This is a genomic window from Shewanella hafniensis (assembly GCF_019655335.1).
Lineage (GTDB): Bacteria > Pseudomonadota > Gammaproteobacteria > Enterobacterales > Shewanellaceae > Shewanella > Shewanella hafniensis.
Genome location: NZ_BPFD01000233.1, coordinates 1 through 463, shown reverse-complemented (window position 1 = coordinate 463; position 463 = coordinate 1). Strand labels below are relative to the sequence as shown.

The following is a 463-nucleotide window of genomic DNA, read 5'->3' as shown; positions in this document are numbered from 1 at the left end:
TACACTGTGCTTGTCGCCATGCCTGCTTCTCAACCTCCCCCCATTGAAGTCCTGGTTTGCCAATAAAATAGTGCTTGTCTGATGTCATTGTAAGTGTTCCATAATATGAAGGCGGGTGACACGAAAGGGCTTATCATAGCGCAGCTTAGCTTCTCTATAAAATAGTTAGGAAGCACCAAGCCACATTTAACAACCTTGATAGGCGATACTTATCGCCTCTATGGGGGCTGGCAACATTGTAAATAACTTAAGCAACATCATTATGGTCTAAAAAGAGAGGTGGTAGCGGGCTAATATTTGCTGATATTCACCACTTTGCTTGAGGAGCTTAAGCCCAGTTTCAAATCGCTCCAGCAGCCCTTCTTGAACAGCATTTTGGCTAAAACCAATAAATAGTGGCATCGCCTCACCTTCACTGCCTGCGTAGCGTATCAGTGGTATTAAACCTTGCTCAGCAGCCACA

1 pseudogene is annotated in these 463 nt (G+C 44.7%); it reads right to left on the bottom strand.

What is annotated here, in order from left to right:
• Positions 1-267: 267 nt before the first annotated feature.
• Positions 268-463, bottom strand: a pseudogene (locus tag K5Q99_RS22055) (hypothetical protein); the annotation flags it as partial.